The organism is Gimesia sp., from assembly GCF_040219335.1.
Lineage (GTDB): Bacteria > Planctomycetota > Planctomycetia > Planctomycetales > Planctomycetaceae > Gimesia.
On the sequence record NZ_JAVJSQ010000005.1, the window covers coordinates 499,322 to 515,680 of the forward strand.

Here is a 16,359-nt window from a genome sequence, read left to right on the forward strand (position 1 = left end):
GTCGTGTTGGCTGTTGATTCAATGGACAAACAGAAATTCTTTGGTGTTGACCAGAGTCCAGATCAGATTGCCGAAGGCGGTTTTCTGGTCTTTTTCGCTGGCGATATATTTCAGTGCGTTTTGCATTTCCTGTGGCGTCGGTTCGCGGGAGAGGGTTTTCAGGAACAGTGCCCGGACTTTGCGTTCTACTTCACGCTTGTCTTTCGCCAGATCGACGGCGTAGGGCCCCGTCGCTTTGGAGAGTACAAAACCATTATTCATCACAAACAAGGATTGCGAGAGGCTCGGTTCCGAAACCCGTTCGCATTCGCAGGCACTCTCGCGTTTGGGGCGACCGAAGAGCGTCAGGAACTGATTGGAGTAATCTTCATCGGGCAGTTGCAGGGCTCGCGTGGTTTTGGGGAGGCCACTGAATCGCGTGGGCGAATCGGTGACATCATCAATCGCGTCCAGCAGGACCTCAGCCGAAAGTCGCTGCGGGTAAAAGCGGGCGTAGTTCTGTGTTTCTTCCAGGTTGATCTCGTTGGCCTGTGAACTCAACTGGTAGGTACTGCTCGTGCAGATCAGCTCCACGATATGTCGCATGTCATAGCCGGAGCGGGTGAATTCCTCCGCCAGTTCTGCCAGTAGGGATTCATTAGCGGCGGGATTGGTGACTCGCAGGTCATCGAGGGGATGCACAAGGCCGCGACCGAAGAAATGGGCCCACATCCGGTTCACGAAAGCCCGGGCAAAGTAGGGGTTATCTGGTTGGGTCATCCAGTCAACCAGGTAGTGCCGGGGGTCTTCGAAGGGCGGGATCTCCAGATCCGGTCCACCCAGTCCATGGGGCGGCACGACTTCTCCGGTGACAGGATGTTTGACCTGTCCGGTTTGTTTAACGGAGATCATTTCGTTGGCCCGTCGCTCGGCGACGCCTGTGCCCCCGGTCCGATTGACCCGGCTGAAGAAAGCGGCCAGCCCGTAGTAATCCTGCTGACTATATTTTTCAAATGGATGATGATGGCAGCGGGCACAGCCGATCCGCAGACCGAGAAAGACCTGGGCCATGTCATCCACGTACCGGTCCAGGTAACGGACTTCCGCATACCACTGGGCCGGGGGATTGACTGAAACATCCCCGGTCGCCGTCAAGACGCCGCGCACCATTTCATCGTAGGGGACGTTGGCAGCAATCTTGTTTCGCAGCCAGCGGTGAAAGGCGATCGTCCCGGGTTGACGCGGTTTCTGGCCGCGGCGTTTGTTCCGCAAAAGATCGGACCACTTCTGGGCGAAGTGATCGGCGTAGTCCCCGGAGCGGACCAGCCGTGCGATCAGCTTGTTGCGTTTGTCGGGATCGGTACTGTTCGCATAGGACTCGACTTCATCGGTCGTCGGGATGCGTCCGGCAATCTGCAGCGAAGCCCTGCGGATGAATGTCGCGTCATCGGCCAGCGGGGAAGGGGGTACCTGCAGCACTTTGAGCTTACGCTGAATATGCTCGTCAATGATGTTCGCTATCGGAAAGTCGGGCCAGGACTCTGGTTGCTCGGTCGAGGGGACCAGGATTTTCGCGACGGAGACTTCACCCTGGTAGAGTGCCAGAACCGATGTTTCGCCGGTCCGTTCCAGCGAGGTGACCAGGCCCCGTTCATCGACGGTGCCGACGGAGGTATCATTAGAGCGGAATTCCACCAGCGGCGTCACATCGCGCGTGGAGCCATCCGAATAATGTGCGGTGCCGGTCAGTTGTTGCTGTTCATTGTGTCCCAGGGATTCGAATTCGGGTTCTACGGTCAGCTTGACCAGTTCGGGGGCATCAGAAGGACCATGCGGCGTGTTGGCTTCAATCCAACGGACCAGGCGGGCATATTCCGGGCTGCTTTCTTCGAGTCGCTTACCACCGCCGTGCGGGATTTTCATCGTGGCTTTGCGAAGCAGCAGCGAATCTTCAGGGGAAGCGGGAAAGATCCGCCGACCGCGGATATCGCGGGTGACCCATTCGTAATCCTGTTCAGGCTGGAAGCCGAACAGCGAGAGCTGGAATCCGCCGCGTCCGCCTGATTTGCCGTGACAGCCACCACCGTTACAGCCCTGGCGGGTCAGAATGGGGGCGATGTCGTTGGTGAAATCGAGGGGCAGATAGATTTCTCCCTGTTCAATCTCGATGGGGATAGATTTTGTGTGAGAACCCCATTTAATCTGGAGTTCCGTTTTCCCGGCAGCCCGTGGTGTGAGGACCCCGGCGGCATCGATGGACGCCAGCTGAGGATCTTTGAAATGGAAGTGGACCGCGCGGGTCAGGTCGTGTGTGGTCTCTGCTGCGGTGATGCCTGTGATCAGCAGCTGCTGGCGACTGTCGCGTCCCCGCAGGTGGATGCGTTCCGGCCAGACTTTCATCCGGACGGTGGCTGCGGGAGTGATTTTGACCGGTTTGAATTCCGTTTCCGCAGACAGCAGCGTCGGTCTGCAGCAACAGATCGTGAGCAGGATCGCACTCAGGCTACTGACGATTCTGGTTCCGGTTGTTTTTGCTTTGAATTTGTTCATCGCATCTTAGATTCTAATTCATGGAGTATCACAGGAAAATGCCGATTGGCAGGACTGTGTATACGAGTCGGATGACTATTTCTGCTTTGGTTTTTTCGGGTTCTGTTCTGGTTCCACTTTGAGCGTGATGACGTTGGTCACAATCGAGACGGGAACCGGTTTTGCTTTTTTCTGTTTCTGATCAGCGGCAGGTGAGAACTCCACTTTGGTGGTGGCGGACAACCAGAGGAGATACTCTCCCGGCTGCAGTTTATCTGACAGGGTGGCTGTCAGTTTACTCTTGGTTTGAGTGGGGGGGATCGATTTCGTGGGCTTGGATAAGGGGACGTTCTTATTCTTGGCATCGACCATTGCCGTGTGCCACTTCAATTCGATGGAGGATGAAATCGATGATTCGCCGCTTTCCAGCTTCGCTGCCAGTTCCAGTTCACCACCCACGGTCAGCGGTTGTTGCGGTGGTGCGATCGTCAACACAACAGGGGCTGGCTCAGCGATACCTGCTGCGAGTGTATTGACCTGTGTGAAGGTGCTGGCATCAGTGACTGTCAGAGGCTGGACTTCACGGATGAGCTGCTGATCCTCGGACGTTGCCTGCAGTTTCAGGTTGAGAATATCTGGTGTCAGACTGCGGTCCGTCCGAATCGAAAGCACGGCTGCTGACTGGTGTTTGGGGATGATGATATCGTCAGCAGTCAGCCCCTCGGGGAGCTCGACGGCGTGAATGCGGACGGGTTTGTCAAATCCATGCTGTCGGTCGACGTAGAGTGCGACGTGCGTGTGTCCCCCTGGATGTATCGTGATTCCGTGCTTCCGTTCCAGCTCACCCGGGAAAGCGAAGACACCAAAGTCCGGCGTTCTGTTTGTGATACGCACCCGGTACTGTCGCTCAAAGCCGCCCAGGCTCACGCCATACAGATCGCGTACCAGCAGATAGAATGTACCCGTCTGGGGGGCTTTCCAGGTTCCTTCCGGATCCAGAGAGGCTGCCGAGACAGGAGTGGCGTCACCCTTGGCCTGTTTCTGGTCATTGAGTTTCAGTAACAGCTTGCCTTTGTCATCAAAGAGGGAGAGTTCGAGATCCATGCGTTGTCCCAGCCGTTCCCCGAAAGCGACGAGACTCAACTGTTGACCCTTCTCAGCGGTGAACCGGTACCAGTCCAGATCGCGCGGTTGGGGAAACTGGCCGGCGATGTCACAGGGAATCTGGATCTCTTGCGCCGTTGTCTGCGAGTGATTCTCCGGATCCTGATCGACGACGATCGGCGTGTCGGTCGTCATCAGCCGCATGGATCCTGCTGTATGGGGGAGGTGCAGCCAGAAGCCTTGCGCGAGGGGACTTGTGGCGGTGTATGAAACTGACAGTGCTACATCCGTGTCTGTAACAGGATCAACGGTGATGATTTTCTGCTGCAGGAGTTGTGTGGAATTCTTTGCCACGCCGGGCAGGTCGAGGCCCTGAATGCGGAGCTGGCTTGGTTTGTTGGCGGGGATCAATGCGGGAAATGCGGCCAACAGGCGTGGTCCGGTGTTGACCGAAAGATGGTAGGCACTGTTCGCATCGCTGCGGTAAGCGCGTTCGAAGACCTTGATGCGGTAGGTGCCTGACTCGGGCAGTTTCAGATGCAGGGCTGGTTCCAGATCTGCTGCGGATGCGAACGCGATCTCTTCTCCACTGGGGGCACTGAGTGTGAACAGCGGTTCGGCTGAGCCTCCCAGCGATCGGGAGCGACAGCGAATCGTCACGGTCTGACCGGCTGTGCCGGCGAATGCGTACCAGTCGATGTCTCCGGTGTGATCGAAACGAGCGTCGACTCCCCCGGGTAATTTTAACGTCTCAGCGGAATCCGGGGGGTCGGCCTGTTCGTCTGCGGTGGTCGTGGGCCAGGCGGTAATCTGCATAACGTGAGGCTGGCTCAGACCCTGGCCGGTCAACACGCGCAGGTCGTAATCGCCGGGTGGTGTTTCTGCGGGAACGGTGATCTGCAGGCTCTGGTCGTTGATGACTTTGATCGAGACACCGGGGGCGGTCAGTTGTGCGAGGCGGATGTCTTTGAGCTGCTTACCCTTCAGTTTGACGTCCGTGGTAGCACCGACGGGGCAACTGAGCGGGAAAATGCTCACCAGGTCTGGGGGCGCGGCGTTGACGGTCAGCGGGACGCACGCCATCCAGAGCAGGACGGTTCCTCTCATCAAGATTCTGCAGGCAGATTGTCGCAGGTTGGTTTCTAACATGGTAAACGCGGAGCTATCTATAAAAATCAGGCAGGAACATGATGTCTTCAGGTTGCACTTAAGCGATGATCTCTTTGATCGGTTCGCCAAAGTCGATTTCGAGGCGTTTGTGGCCGGGGACTTCCAGGCTGTGGTGATTGAGTCCCAGCTGATGCAGGATGGTGGCGTGCAGGTCGGTGACGTAGTGGCGGTGTTCGACCGCGTGGAAGCCGATTTCGTCGGTGGCGCCGTGTGTGACACCTTGTTTGATGCCACCACCGGCCATCCAGATGGAGAAGCCGTAGGGATGATGATCGCGTCCGTCTGACCGTTCGGAGCCGGGGGTGCGACCGAACTCAGTGGCCCAGACGACCAGGGTTTCATCGAGCAGTCCCCGTTGTTTCAGGTCTTTGAGCAGGCCGGCGATTGGTTTGTCGACCTGGCCGATCCGCTGGCTGTGGTTCTGCTTGAGTTTGGAATGTGCGTCCCAGCCGCCGTCGTAGATCTGCACAAAACGGACGCCCCGTTCTACCAGTCGGCGGGCAATCAGCGACTGCTGGCCGACGCGTTTGGTTTCTTGATTATCGAGGCCATACAGGTTCTGTGTGGCGGCGGTTTCCTCGCTGATGTTGACGACTTCGGGGACGGCCATCTGCATGCGAAAGGCGAGTTCGTAGGATTTGATGCGGGCCCGCATTTCGGCATCGTCAGGATAGGCGGCACCGGCGAGCGTGTTCAGTTCGCTTAAGAGTTCCAGCTGACCGCGGCGTTCTTCGCGGGAGACTTTGCTGCCCGGAGTGCCGAAGGGGAGTGGATTGCTCGGATTGACGGACATCTTCACCCCGGAATGTTCCGGGCCCAGGTAGCTGCCATCATGGGCGCCGGTTCCGCCGCAACAGTCGCCGGGGGGCGTACCCATCACCACGAACTGGGGCAGATTATCATTCAGTGATCCCAGCCCGTAGTGCACCCACGAACCGATGGAAGGGAAGAAGCCGTCAAAGATGTGGCGGCCCGTGTGAAACTGGAGCTGGGCCGCGTGATCGTTGTCGGTGGTCCACATCGAGCGGACGACGGCCAGGTCATCGGCACAACTTCCGACATGCTCCCACCAGTCGCTGATTTCGATGCCGCTCTCGCCCCGTTTGCGATAGCCGACCTGCAGGGGATAGAGCTGGGCCATCAGCTTGCGGGGCTTGCCGCCGAAGTCGCGCACGTTTTTGCGATAGTAGGGGGAGTTGGTGACCAGGTCGTTATATTCGGTATCGCCGATCGTCTTGCCCGCATGCTTGTTGAGGGCGGGCTTGGGGTCGAAGCTCTCCATGTGGCTTGTGCCCCCCAGCATGAAATACCAGATCACCGATTTGGCTTTAGGGGCGAAGTGCGGCTGTCCGTTGATGATGGCCGATTCCGCTGCCTGCAGTGCGTTACCAGACGAACTTTCACGTTGCAGCAGGTCCGTCAGGGCGATGCCCGTCAGTCCCAGGCTGGCATTGTTCAGAAACGAACGGCGCGAGACGCGGCCGCAGGAGTTGAACCAGTTGGAGGGGGTTTGGTCAGACATGGCTGAGTTCCTGAATGTGATTCGTTTCGCTGTGAGTTTCGGGATTAACGGACGGTGACAAAATCGTTATGGCTATAGAGGACGTGGACCAGGTTCTCGCGGGCCCGTTGTCGGGCATCGGCGGCGGGTGGACGTTTCGATGTCCCTCCGCCGGGAAACTGCTGCTGCCCCTGTTGCTGGAGCAGGCTGGTATGTCGTTCTAAAAACTTCGTGCAGGCAGTGATCTCCGCGGCCGTCGCGGGACGGGAGAGAATCTGTTTGAAGGCCGCCTGGATAAACGCGGCATCGGTTTTCGTTGTTTTCTCGAGTTGTTCTGCCAGCAGGCGGGCCTGATCGAGTGACAGGGAGCTGTTGGTCAAAGCGAGTGCCTGCTGTGGCACGACGCTGACGAGCCGTTCGTAGCAGGCGTTCGGACTGGCCAGATCGAACAGCTCCAGGAATTCCATTTTTTCGTTGGGAGTGTTGCGGAAGTAGAGACTGCGGCGGTGAATGGTCTCTCCCTGCTTTTCATCGAGTTCTGGTCCGCCCCGGGTTTCATCGAGTGTCCCCGCGGTGGCGAGCAGGCAGTCGCGCACCATTTCCGCTTCCATGCGGCGGGAGTTCATCCGCCAGAGATAACGGTTGTTGGGGTCAGTGGCCCGGTTTGATTCAGATTCACCGGGAGCCGAACTCATACGGTAGGCACTGGAGAGTACTATCTGGCGATGCAGGGGTTTCATCTGCCAGCCCTGTTCCATAAATGTGACCGCGAGCCAGTCGAGCAGTTCCGGATGCGTAGGCAGCCGTCCGTTCAAGCCGAAGTTGGCGACGGAGGGAACCAGGGCCTGGTTGAAATGACGCAGCCAGATGTGATTCACGGCCACCCGTGCGGTGCGCGGGTTCTGTTCATCGGCAATCCAGCGGGCCAGGGCCAGGCGGCGGCCGGTACTGGTGCGGGGGAATATTTCTCCCAGGGGCGTGTATTTTGTGTCATCTTTTTTCACATCTGCCTGAGCAGCTTGCAGTTTCTTCTCTGCGGTGGCGACTTTCTGTTCGGCCGCGGTCCGTTTTTTGTCGGGCTGGTCTCCTCTGGATGCGGGCAGAGTTGCCAGATCCCGCTGCGCCTGTTTGACAGTGAGAGAGGCCTGAACGGCTGCGGCTTCCCGTTCAAGGCGGCTGGCCGTTTTGGCGAGCGATTCATAATCAGCGGCCTCTTTGACCTTGGCCTGTTCGGCGGCGATCCGTGCTCGGAGCGATTTCAGCTCGGCCTGTTGCAGTTGCACGTTCAATTCGGCGCTCACGCGTGCTGCCTGAGCGAGGGAGAGATCCTGCTGCAGATTGGCTTTCGAGGGGGCCGCGAAGGGGGAACGCCGGTCTTCTTTCACGGACTGGGCGAGTTGAAAACCGGGGGCCAGCGGTTCGATGCGCAGTTCATAAAATTCTGAGTGGGCCGAGTGATTCCAGAGGGCGAACTTACCCGCCTGACGAGGGACGGGCATCGTGTAAGCCAGTTTCAGTTTGCCATCGAGCCAGACGTTGAGCTGCTGGCCTTCCACGACGAAATCGAGGACGACCTCTTTATTGAGTTCAATTTCACAGGGGAAGATGCCGGCCCGGGGATACGACTCGCGGCCTGCTGTGCGGTGGAAGGCCTGCACGGTCGGTTTGTTGTTACTGATCGCGGTGTAGATGGCCTGGGCATCACGGAGGTCGACGGCATCAAAGAAGAGACCGACCGAATGGATCTGGCCTGGTTCCAGGGTTTTGTAACGCAGCCGCCCCTGGAAATTCAGCGGCAGATCGATCTGGGAAACCATGGTCCGAAAGGCGCCGGTATTGGTCTGTCGCAGACAGCCGTCGATGTACTCCCATTTTCCCGAAACGGTCTGCCAGAGTTCGGGGTTCGGCTGCTGGAAGCGTTCGTTGATGATCGCGGGACGCGCGTCGGTCTCTGGTGAAATTCCCTGTTGCAGGTCTGCCAGCTGTTGATTGATCTGCTGGATGGTGGTGTCAGACTTGTGCAGCGTCTCTTTTGCAGAATTGATTTCCTGCTCGGCCTGCTGCACTTTTTCTTCGAGGATTTCGGGACGCAACGCCGGGTAGTAGCTGGACAGGGGGAGTTCGACCGGCTTGATGGTTACCGGTTCCTTAGTGAGGTTCACCGGGACCGCGGGGGTGAGGGGATGCTCTTTGTCAGGCTGGCGATCGTCGCCGCGCTGGAAGAGATAGGTGGGCTGTTCCAGTTCCTTGTCGAACACGCGTGCAAGACCGTCTTTGAGGACCATGCCCAGTGTGGCATCTTTTTCTTTGTCGACCGTGCCTGAGAGGGCATCGGTACGGACATTGTGCGGCTCGAAGAATGCGCGGAAGCGGTAGTATTCGACCTGATCCAGAGGATCGTATTTGTGATCGTGGCAGCGGGCGCATTTCATCGTCAGTCCCAGGAAGGCGACGGACGTGTGCTCGACGGTATCAAACATCCAGACATTGCGATCGAACTTGTACCAGTTGCGACCCAGGAAGCCGGTGGCCCGGACGACATCGGGATTGTCCGGTTCGAGTTCATCGCCGGCCAGCATCTCGACGATCATCCGGTCGTAGGGCTTGTCAGCGTTGACCGATTCGACGATCCAGTCCCGCCAGCGCCAGATGTGCCGCTGGCTGTAACGGATCTCGTTGATTCCGCGGGAGCCGTACCAGTCGCTGTATCGCCAGACGTCCATCCAGTGCCGTCCCCAGCGTTCCCCGTAGCGGGGGCTGGCGAGCAGCTTGTCGACTGTTTTGACATAAGCTTCTTCAGAAGGATCAGCGAGGAAGGCTTCCAGTTCTGCCGTGGTGGGGGGGAGACCAGTGAGGTCGAGGTACAAGCGTCGAATCAGGACCGCCGGTTCTGCGGGAGGGCGGGGGACCAGATTGTGTTGTTCGTGCTCCGCGGCGAGGAAGGCGTCAATTTCGTTACGCACCCAGGCTTTGTTTTTGACTTCGGGGACCTTTGGTTTGACCGGCGTCTGGTAAGACCAGAACTGCCGCGGATCCTGTTCGGGAACTTCATTTTCCGGAGCGGGGGCACCAGCGTTGATCCACTGGCGAAACAGGGCCAGTTCATCCGGGGTGAGCGGTTTGCCCGCTCCTTCCGGGGGCATCTTGAAGCCGGCGTCACCGGTCAGTACGCCCAGCAGCAGACTGTCGTCCGCCTTGCCTGGTTCGAAGCCGGGACCGGAGTCGCCCCCTTTACGGATGAACTCAGCGGTGTCAACGCGAAAGCTGGAATTCTGTTTTAAGGCGCCATGGCAAGACTGACATTTCGTGCGGAGCAGCGGCTTGATCTGCTTGAGATAATCGACCGAATCCGCTGCAGAGAGGGGAGCGGTTCCGCAGAGGCTCAGTGCCAGCAGTACAATGCAATCCGTGAGTCGGTTGGCAGTCATGTGGCGGGCTCCGTATGTGTCGGTGAAAATCGCAGGAGAAACTGATTTTCACGTAAGGCAGGCACAATATATTAAGATTCTTAATATAACAGAATCATGGTGATGATTCAATATATTTAAATCTGTCGATGCGTGTGCGCGGAGATTTCAGAGTTTTTTCGGAGGCGGTCCCTGCAGGTAGGCGAACAGATCCTGGAGTTCCTGCTCGCTGAGTTGTTTGAGGATTTTTTCCGGCATCAGTGAGACGGGGGAATCGTGGATCTCTTCGATGTCATCCCGGCGGATGGTGGTCAGTTCGTTTTTGTTGTTGGCGATGCGGATCTGTGCGGGTTCATCTGATTTAATGATGCCGGTGATGACGCGTCCGTCGCGGGTGATGACGATTGAGGCCACATACTCTTTGCGGACAAATCGATTGGGGTCGATTATGCTCTCCAGCAGATAATTCAAATCACCCCGGTTGGCGGTCGTAAGGTCGGGCCCCAGCTTGTTGCCGGTGCCATGCAGTTGATGACAGGTGCCGCACTGTTTCTGGAACAGCTGGCTGCCGCGCTGGGCGTTACCCGGATGCTTCAACAGAAAACGGACGCGGCGGATCTCGGTGATCTTGTGCTGCGAATCGCTTTGGTTGATCTGTCCCCAGTGCTTCGCGGTGAGTTCGCTGATGGTTTTGTTTCCCAGACTGTTGAGTGTTGTCAGTTCCTGCAGATCGAGATCGCCTGCCGGCAGCTTTCCCTCATCGACCTGTCTAAGAAACGCGAGTGCCCAGGGCTGACGGGTGAAGAGGACGCGACGGGCCTGGGTTCGTGAGGAGGCATCGTAGTCGGGATATGATTTGAGCAGCGCCTGGCTGATGCGGTCATCGGCATAGCGGGACAGAACGAGCATGGCTTGTTGCCTGAGTGTTGCGGATTGAACGGGCTGAAGCAGTGGGAGCAGGGGGGCGATGACTGTTTCGTTCCCAAACTGTTGCAGGAATTTGAGCATTGTGGTGCGTTGGGCAAGTGGTTGTTTTTCATCAATGACAATTTCGAGTGCCTGCTGCAGGACGGCGGGATTGCCGAGCCGGGCGTTGAGTCGCATGAGCACGAGGTCTTCGGGATGGGCCTGCCATTGCGTGGCGAGTTGCTCCGCGAGTTCGCCTGGTACCTGGTCTGGTTTGAGTTGTCCCTGTCCTGAGAGTGCCAGTCCGGCGTCGAGGGCCTGCAGCAGTTCAGCCTGTTGTGACTCCGGAGCAGTCGCCAGCAACCGTTGACAGACCTGGAGAGTGCGCGGTGTGGCAGCGGCAGCGTAGCGTTTCATCATGCGTGGTTGAATGACCTGACTGACAAAGGGCTGCTGCCAGGCTGCGGATGTCACAAAACGTTGTTCGATTTCATCGATGGCGGTGAGGGCCTGTTTTTCAATGGCCCACCAGAGCAGTAACGGAATGTAGGGATCGGCCTGATCGAGGTTCCGGTTCAGAATGTGCGTTGCGATGGCCAGCGCGGGATCAGCGGGGAACCGGGCGGCGGTGGAAGCGAGCTGGCTGCGGACCTGGGGACTGGCGTCGGTTTGGGCGCGCTGAATCAAGCGTTGGGCCATGTCGGGAGAGACAGTGCGTCGATCGCCCAGCAGCCGAATGGTCCAGCTGCGGACTGAGGGGTTCTTATGCTGAAGCATTTGGACCGCGGTTGTTTCATCGAGTGCGTCGAGAGACGCGAGCGTCCAGAGCAGTTGCAGTGCCTGGTGGTCGCTGCGTTTTTCTGTCAGCAGTCTTTTGAGCGTGTCTGGAACCTGGGGATCTTTGCGGGTCATCAGTTCACGGCGGGCGGCGCGGACGTACCATTCATTGGGCTGTTGTAAAAGTTCGATCAGGCGCTCGTTGCTTAAATCATGGACCTGGAGTGTCGGTTCGAGTTTACTGCCATGGGGTTTGAGGCGGTAGATGCGTCCGTTACTGCGATCCCAGTCAGCGTCGGGATTGGGATGGGCAGTGCGTTTGTCGTGCCAGTCTGTGAAGTAGACTGCTCCCGCGGGGCCGACGGTCATATCGGTGGGCGCGAACCAGCTGTCGTTGGCCTGGACCAGCGTGTCTCCGTGCTCAGTACGAAACGTGGTGCCGTCGGGGATCAGACTGTGATACTGGATTTCATGGCCCAGCAGATTGCCGCTGATGTACTTGCCGTGCAGTGCTTCGGGAAACAGGAGCCCCTGATAGATGGTGCCTCCCACGGTAACGTGTCCGCCCTTGAAATTCTTATGAGGGGCATGATCGAAATAACCGAACGTATACGGATTCCGTAACGGGCCGTGCTTGGAGAACTGTTTCCAGTAGTAGCCTTCCTGGACGATGTGCAGCAGGACGAAGCCGCCCAGGTTGGTACTGGCCAGTAGATTGCCCTGACGATCGAAGTCGAGCCCCCACATGTTGCCGCCCCCTTCGGCGAAGAGCTCGAATACTTTCGTGCGGGGGTGATAGCGCCAGATCGCCTGCACGAATTTGACGCCGCGAATCCGGGCGGTGACGGTGCTCCCCTGGCAGCCGTAGAGCCAGCCGTCCGGTCCCCAGGTCAGTGAATTCGCGACGGCGCTCGCGTCATCCATACCGAAGCCTTTGAGCAGCACTTCGGGATTTCCATCAGGCTTGTCATCGCGGTTGCGGTCCGGGTAGAAGAGCAGGTAGGGCGCCTGCAATACGTAGACGCCGCCATTCCCGAGAGCAAACCCGGAGGCGAGATTCAGACCGTCTACAAAGTCGTGTGCCTGGTCGAAGCGTCCGTCGTGATCGGTGTCTTCCAGGATCGTCAGTCGGTCGGCGCCCCGAGGGCCATGTGGCGGAGGCTCGGGAACCCGGTCGTATTGAGAGCGGGTGTGTTGATCGACCTTGACCCGTTTCAGACCTGCGGGGTTGGGGTACTGCAGATACTGAATGACCCAGAGACGGCCCCGGTCATCAAAGTCAATGGAGACCGGCTGTCTTACCAGTGGTTCAGAGGCGACCAGTTCCACTTCATATCCTGCGGCGACCGTCATCTGTTTTACTGCTTCTGAGGGTGCGAAGCCCTGGGCGAAGAGACCGACGGTGCTCAAACTGGCCAGTAATAGAGCGAAGATGTGGTAACAAAGCCGGGAAACGCAACGGGATCTCTCCGGAAGCAGCTGATGCATCTCTGAGTCTCCAGAAATGTTAAGGACTGGTCACAAGATCGCTTTGTGGTGTTACTTATCCTGCACAATGCCGCAGGGCATTACAAGAGCGGAGCTCAAACGAAGAACAGAAGATCATGGATGCGCCTGCAGAGGAGACTGTTTTTTGCATGGAAATTCTGATTTCGGGGGTCGGCAATTCGCGGGCTGGGACTAAAGTAGAATATCAACAACTGTTCCGGGGAGAAAAACCGTGTTGAAGATTCTATTTCTGCTGCAACTGGTATCGACGTTTTACATGGTGGGCCTGATCTGGTTCGTGCAGGTGGCCCATTACCCTGTGTTTGCGCTCGTGGGGCGGAATGAATTCATCACTTTCCAGACAGCGCATCAGCTGCGCACCACTCTGGTGGTGGGACCGATGATGCTGATTGAAGCCTTCAGTACGATTGCCCTGGTTTACTGGGCACCCATCGGCTTCACTCCGTTGGAAGCCTGGAGCGGAGTCGGGCTGCTGTTCGTGGTCTGGTTCTCGACCGCCCTGCTGCAGGTTCCCCGGCATCATAAGCTAATCCAGGGATATGACAGTCACCAGATCCGACTGCTGGTTGCGACGAACTGGGTCCGCACGCTGGCCTGGACGGGGCGCGGCGTCCTGCTGGCCGGCTATCTGCTGCGGGTGCTTCCGGGACAGATGGCCGGTTAAGTTCATCAATTCGGCAACATGGGTGAGAACGAACTTACCGTCGCCGAGCCCCCTGAAACAGTGAGCAGCGCCGACTCGGGGACCTCTTCCCAGTGACTGGTCAATTCGTCCAAAGGTTCGGAAACGACGATCGTGGCGTCGTCGGGCAGGGGGGCGTAAGTTCCGTCGATCTCGTGCAGGGCATGTAGATGCGAACTGTGATAGAGCGTCCGCGACTGATGATTGCTGGAATAGCGGATCGCCCAGAGCTGTTCGCCATTCGTCGCGCAGGCACTGACGAAGAGTGGAACTTCGATCCCCGCAGCTTTGCGGACTTGTTCCACATGACCGATCGCCCGTGCCAGGGCTGCGGGAGGATCGTCACGCAGGCCGAATGTCAGCGCGAGGAAGAACAGCGTTTCGGAATCGGTGGAACCTTCAATGAACGGGAACAGTTCAGGGTCGACATCGAACAGCAGTTGTCGTTTGAGAGAGCGGAACGCGGGGATTGAACCGTTGTGCTGAAAGAGCCAGTTATCGAAACTGAAGGGATGCGAGTTCGTATTCTGGACTGCGGTGCCGGTCGAGGCGCGGACGTGTGCGAGAAAGAGCCGCGAGCGGATGTGATCGGCCAGGTGGCGGAAGTTGGCGTCGTTCCAGGCGGGATGCGTATCGCGGTAGAGACCCGGTGTGGGATCGTCACCATACCAGCCGACCCCGAAGCCGTCGCCGTTGAGGGCTTCGACGTTTTGTGTCGCGTGCCGACTCTGGTCGATGAGTGAATGATTGGGGCGGGTGAGCAGGGCACTTAGTTGCAGAGGCGATCCGGTGTAAGCCAGCCAGCGACACATGGGCGACGACTCCTATTCAGAGATCAGGAACGGTTTTTGTTCTGACAATTATTGTAACGGATGGTGACTGCCGCCAGTAGTAGCTTCGAATCACTTTGCAGCAGTGGAGTGATCTTAGTGATTTCGGAGGAACGCATTTGATTTCATTTTGGGCCGCGGTATACTGACCTGTGGCACGCGGGTTGAAAAGCCGGTCTCTTGGGATCGGATGTTAACCTGATTGGGAAGACCGACGGTCTTCACTCAAATTTGTTAACCGCTGATCTGACTCGAGGAGCCTCTCATGCGAGTGCGTGCGTCCCTGCTGTGCCTGTGTTTTCTTATGCTTCTGTCCGGTATTCTCTCTGCGGAGGAACCGGCTCACATTGGTTCGCGGCGCGAACTGTTCATTGACGACTGGATGATCGGCAGTCTCGACGGTGCCCGCCAGGAACTGCATCACCCGGTGCCCCGGGAGATCGCGATCACCTACGATGCTCCGGCTGAAGGGAACATCAGTTATTATGTCCGCATCCTGAAAGATGGCGACCTGTACCGCATGTATTATCGCGGCGCGCATCACGACTGGAGCAAAGGCAAGGTCACGCATGAGGTCGTCTGCTATGCCGAGAGTGACGATGCAATCCACTGGCGGAAGCCTGACCTGGGGCTGTTTGAATTCAACGGTTCGAAGCAGAATAACATCGTCTGGATGGGGATCGGTGCGCACAATTTCTCCCCGTTCCTGGATACGAATCCCGCGTGCAAGGCCGATGAGAAGTATAAGTCCCTGGGACGGGGTAAGGGGGGCCTGTATGCGTTCGCCTCCGCTGACGGGATTCACTGGCGATTGCTGAAAGACAAGCCGGTGATTACGAAGGGGGCCTTTGATTCACAGAACCTGGCGTTCTGGGATGAGCACCGTCAGGAGTATGTCGATTTTCATCGCGGCTTTACCAATAAGGTGCGGGCGATTATGACCTGCACCTCAGATGATTTTGTGAACTGGACGCCGCCTAAGTTCATCGACATCAAAAATTCGCCGCCGCAGCATCTCTATACGAATGCGACGATCGCCTATCCCCGGGCACCGCACCTGTTCCTGGCGTTTCCCAAACGGTTCGTACCCAGTCGCAAGGCGGCCTGGCACCCGGATCCGAAAAACAATCACCCCGGCGTGAGTGATGGCGTGTTAATGACGAGCCGGGACGGCATGCACTGGAACCGCTGGGATGAAGCGTTCCTCCGTCCCGGGCAGAATCGGGAACGCTGGTGGCAGCGTAATAACCACATCGCCTGGGGCATTACCACGACGCCGAGCCCGCTGCCGGGTCACGTGCCGGAACTGTCGCTGTATGCGATTGAGAATTATTACGTCGGCCCCTGCCGACTGCGACGGTTCACTTTACGTCAGGACGGTTTCGTGTCGATCAACGCTCCGTTTACCGGCGGCGAAATGACCACGCGACTTATTACATTCGATGGCCCCCAGGGAAAAGAAAAAACGCCGGTCGAACTGGAGTTGAACCTGTCTACCTCAGCGGCCGGCAGTGTGAAATGTGAACTGCTGGATGCAGAAGGGCAGCCACTTCCCGGGTTCAGTATAAAGGAGAGCGAAGAATTCTACGGCGACGAACTGGACCACGTGATGACCTGGAAAGGGAAGAGCGATTTGAGCCAGTTTGCCGGAAAGCCGATCCGGGTGCGGTTTGTGTTGAAAGATGCGGATTTGTATTCGCTGCGGTTTCGGAATGGGGAGTGATAAGGATCAAAGTAAGTATACCTAGGCTGTTGAATCATTTTGATGATCTGGCATCCACGTTCAGGGGAGCTGTCCTCAGATGTTTCAGACAAAACTTTCATGTGACAACTGCGATTATGCTACTGCTCCGTTTGTCAGTTCGTATATTCCAGCATCGGATACTCTGGACGTTGTGTTTCAAGATCAGCACTCACAACAGATTCGTGTTCTGAAGTTAAGTGGTATTACTGAGAGGATTTCTT

The 16,359-nt window shown here is 57.5% G+C and carries 8 protein-coding genes; 2 read left to right on the forward strand and 6 right to left on the reverse strand.

Annotation, left to right across the window (positions count from 1 at the left end; translation table 11 throughout):
• Nucleotides 1-18: 18 nt before the first annotated feature.
• The 5 genes from RID21_RS05940 to RID21_RS05960 form a co-directional block, all read right to left on the reverse strand.
• Nucleotides 19-2,529: a DUF1549 domain-containing protein gene (locus RID21_RS05940; RefSeq protein WP_350187693.1), complete on the reverse strand. Its 2,511-nt coding sequence runs from the start codon at nt 2,527-2,529 to the stop codon at nt 19-21.
• 75 nt (nt 2,530-2,604) lie between these two features.
• Nucleotides 2,605-4,719, reverse strand: a complete 2,115-nt coding sequence (locus RID21_RS05945; RefSeq protein WP_350187695.1) for a PPC domain-containing protein — start codon at nt 4,717-4,719, stop codon at nt 2,605-2,607.
• Nucleotides 4,720-4,819: 100 nt separating this feature from the next.
• Complete coding sequence (locus RID21_RS05950) at nt 4,820-6,304, reverse strand: DUF1501 domain-containing protein (RefSeq protein ID WP_350187696.1); 1,485 nt, start codon at nt 6,302-6,304, stop codon at nt 4,820-4,822.
• A 44-nt stretch (nt 6,305-6,348) separates the two neighbouring features.
• The gene (locus RID21_RS05955; protein WP_350187697.1) at nt 6,349-9,711 is read right to left on the reverse strand and encodes a PSD1 and planctomycete cytochrome C domain-containing protein; all 3,363 of its coding nucleotides are present in this window, start codon (nt 9,709-9,711) and stop codon (nt 6,349-6,351) included.
• 147 nt (nt 9,712-9,858) lie between these two features.
• Nucleotides 9,859-12,861: a PVC-type heme-binding CxxCH protein gene (locus RID21_RS05960; protein WP_350187699.1), complete on the reverse strand. Its 3,003-nt coding sequence runs from the start codon at nt 12,859-12,861 to the stop codon at nt 9,859-9,861.
• 232 nt (nt 12,862-13,093) lie between these two features.
• On the opposite strand from RID21_RS05960, the gene RID21_RS05965 reads away from it, so the two are divergent.
• Nucleotides 13,094-13,546: a hypothetical protein gene (locus RID21_RS05965; protein WP_145038608.1), complete on the forward strand. Its 453-nt coding sequence runs from the start codon at nt 13,094-13,096 to the stop codon at nt 13,544-13,546.
• 5 nt (nt 13,547-13,551) lie between these two features.
• On the opposite strand, the gene RID21_RS05970 is transcribed toward RID21_RS05965, so the two are convergent.
• Nucleotides 13,552-14,376: a class II glutamine amidotransferase gene (locus RID21_RS05970; RefSeq protein WP_350187701.1), complete on the reverse strand. Its 825-nt coding sequence runs from the start codon at nt 14,374-14,376 to the stop codon at nt 13,552-13,554.
• A 283-nt stretch (nt 14,377-14,659) separates the two neighbouring features.
• On the opposite strand from RID21_RS05970, the gene RID21_RS05975 reads away from it, so the two are divergent.
• Nucleotides 14,660-16,117 carry a glycoside hydrolase family protein gene (locus RID21_RS05975; protein ID WP_350187703.1) on the forward strand — a complete coding sequence of 486 codons (1,458 nt, stop codon included), beginning with the start codon at nt 14,660-14,662 and terminating at the stop codon, nt 16,115-16,117.
• Nucleotides 16,118-16,359: the final 242 nt, after the last annotated feature.